Source organism: Moraxella bovis (assembly GCF_002014975.1).
Taxonomy (GTDB): domain Bacteria; phylum Pseudomonadota; class Gammaproteobacteria; order Pseudomonadales; family Moraxellaceae; genus Moraxella; species Moraxella bovis.
Genome location: NZ_MUXV01000095.1, coordinates 1 through 3,057, shown reverse-complemented (window position 1 = coordinate 3,057; position 3,057 = coordinate 1). Strand labels below are relative to the sequence as shown.

2 protein-coding genes and 1 pseudogene are annotated in these 3,057 nt (G+C 43.0%); all 3 read left to right on the top strand.

The genetic code is table 11. The features are described 5' to 3' along the window. Positions 1-293: pseudogene (locus tag B0182_RS14675) on the top strand (hypothetical protein); the annotation flags it as partial. A gap of 87 nt (positions 294-380) precedes the next feature. Then, positions 381-1,628 (top strand): type VI immunity family protein, encoded by a 1,248-nt coding sequence (locus tag B0182_RS13590; RefSeq protein ID WP_078275421.1) that lies wholly within the window; start codon positions 381-383, stop codon positions 1,626-1,628. A gap of 8 nt (positions 1,629-1,636) precedes the next feature. Continuing rightward, positions 1,637-2,950, top strand: a complete 1,314-nt coding sequence (locus B0182_RS13585; RefSeq protein WP_158079724.1) for a VRR-NUC domain-containing protein — start codon at positions 1,637-1,639, stop codon at positions 2,948-2,950. The last annotated feature ends 107 nt before the right edge of the window (positions 2,951-3,057 follow it).

Here is a 3,057-nt window from a genome sequence, read left to right as displayed (position 1 = left end):
AGTATGTGGGGTATGAGGTGCCCAAGCTTAGACATCCATTTGTTGGTCAATATATCATCACCTCCAGCAGAACCAACAAACCATTAGCGAACTATCCGTATCAGATAAATGTCAGTGATAATAGGAAAATTCAAGGTAGAACAAATGCTCGTGGTGAAACTATGATAGTAACTACAGTTCAGGCTGAAAGCCTAGAGCTTATTAACGACAAACCTAAGCCAATCAAAACCCGCACATTATATGTGGCGGGCAAGGACAGTGTGGAGTTATTTTTTGAGTACATTGATGATTAATGATTTATAATTTGTTATAATCCAACCAAATCAACTCTCAACACTTTATCCAACCTCAAGAATATCAAGCAATACAAGGAGCTTTTTATGGTTAATATTGAATACACCCCACCCACCGATGAGGCGATTATAGAGGAGCTAAAAAAGGCAGAAGATAAGATTTTATGGCAAAAACAGACAGGCGATATTTATGCCAAACTGTCGTTTATCATTTTGGTTTATTTTGAAAATGATAATAGTCCAGAAAAAAAATTAAAAACAATTAACCTATTAGAACGGTTTAAAGCTCGCTATCCGATGAAAGCTCATTTTAAAAAAGGCTCAAGAGGTTTTGTGAAATTAACCGACAAAAGCTTTGAGAGTACTAAGGCTAAGTTTTTGGCGTTTGAAAATTATAGAGAAGCCATCGAGTGGCACCTCACTTCCAATACCTCAGGCGAGTTTGCCGAAGATTATTTTATTGGGACGCTGGCAGACCATTTTTTTAGCTATCTAAAAATTCATCTGCCAGTTAGTTTACTTTATGATGCAGAGGGCAGAGCCGAGATTCAAGAGTGGGTGGAGGATGTACTTGGCACTTATGACGGTGAGCTGTTTCACGGCTATGCAGGGCTTAGCACAAGATTACCCTACGACAGACACCCTTATGCATATTATGAGGCGGATGTTGCCAGAGAGTATTGGGGCATTACCGCTGATGGCTCGGCGTTCTCAGCAAGTGACTGGTATCGTGGCATTCGCAGCATCAGCTGGCTTAGCTTTATCGGACAGCCCTTTGTGGACAAAGTACTAGAACAACCTTATTATGCCCAAACGCTTAAAGCCTACCCACAGGTTGAGGTGAAGAGGGTGGGGCAGACTATGGTCATCCAAGCTGGCAGTTTGCCAAGAGTTGCCAACAAACATCAGCCCCTACCTCTTGCTTATGTTGTGGCAGCCCATTTAACACGCCCCATTCAAACACCCCATACACAATATGGCAGTGGTGCATTGCAGTGGATTAATGCCTATTATTGGCTTAGACGCTGGGACAATGACAACTTTGAACAAGGGGTATTAAACCCCAACGGCAATAAGCTAAATTTGGTTCCTATCTTTGGGCAGGCACTTGACTATCACCCTTATCACATTGTGCCACACAGTGGGATGTGGCAACCTGTGGATTTTGTTTTTGGTGAGGGCGAATGGCAAAGTATGTATCTACAACAAGGCATGCCTTTTCCAGAGGAGGGGATGTATCTTGAAAATGGTAAAAAAAGATTGCGCCGTGCAGTCAAGTGGCGTCTGATGAGCCGAGAGGATGGCGGTGCGATTGTTATGCCCAATCCATTATAGAGGTGATGATGAGCCAATATATTACTCGAGTAAAAAATGACCCAGAGTATGCCGTGGTGGATGCCCCTGACAAAGGCTATATTTGGGTAAAGTGTGATTTTGTCTTAAAGCATATGAAAGGCATTAATATCCCTTTGCCTACTGAGGATAAAAAAGAGTTTCGCAGCTTTCAAGCGGCGTTTCATCTGCTGATTAAGCTAGACCAAGAGCATGCTGATTACCGATGGCATTATAAGTCGGAGGTCACATTTAGCGTGCCTGACCCTGATTTTAGAGAGACCAACCCCATCCCCGCCATTCCTCATCTCACCCAAAACAAGGCAAAAGGACGAGACTCATCTAAGGGTTATAACCGCCGCCACACCAATGGTTGGAACAGTCGATTGGTCTATAAAGAGGGGGTGGTACCAAATGCCTATCGCCGTCGCCCTGATTTGATTATTGTCAAAAATGCCGAGCGTCGCTGGCCAGGGGGTGAAGTTTCTGCTGAGTATAGTGTATATAACCACAATTATGCCGATAACATCAAGCGCGTGGTAGAGATGAAATTCCCCAACGATTCTTTATCTGAAGGACAAGAAAAGGACTACCAGTACATTGCAGGTGAGGACAGATTCTCCGTCCTACACATCACAGAAGATGATAACTGGCAAGAGCAGGAGGATGCTGAGTATGCCTTTTCGCCAGAATTGGTGCCCATCTTTGCCAAAGAGCGTCTGCCTGATGCTTATAAACTTGAGCGATGGGTGTTTGAAAATCTGCCTGTCATTGATTTGCTGGGTGATGTCAAATACAGTCGCCAAGAACTTGAGATGTCTGTTAGCAAACAGACAGTTGATGAGCTAGAAAACTTGGCACCGTGGCTGTTTAAAGATGTGGAACTTGTTATTTCAGAAAATGGCAATGGTGTTTATATTGATACCCAAACGGGGCAAGCGATTGAAATAATTAGCAAAAAAGATTTAGACGATGCAGCTGAATATCTGATGAATGATATGGATGTACCAACATCTATCGTACCAACCAAATCCAATGAAATTGAACCTGTATCATCGCACAGCTTGGAGAATAATTTGCCATCCGTGGAACTTGGACCAGAAATCATTACAATACAAAGACCAAAACCATCTGCATTTCCTGTGTTAACCACAACAGATAAGGTTATTTTAGCACTAGAAATTGGTGCAACATTGGCATTGCTTATCCCGGGTGTCAATGTTGCTGCCGCACCATTGCGAGCAGGGTTGTTTCTACTTAGAATGGGCATAATGTCCAAACGAGCCAATCAGGTCAGAAGAACTGCTAAAATTTTTGGTCATTAAAAAACCAAGCAATCACACTTGCCCTAATCATAACTTTAAGTTGCCTCCAAAGTGTCCGAATTCGGGCACTTTCCATAAATAGTACCCCCCCCTTGACCCCACTCCAC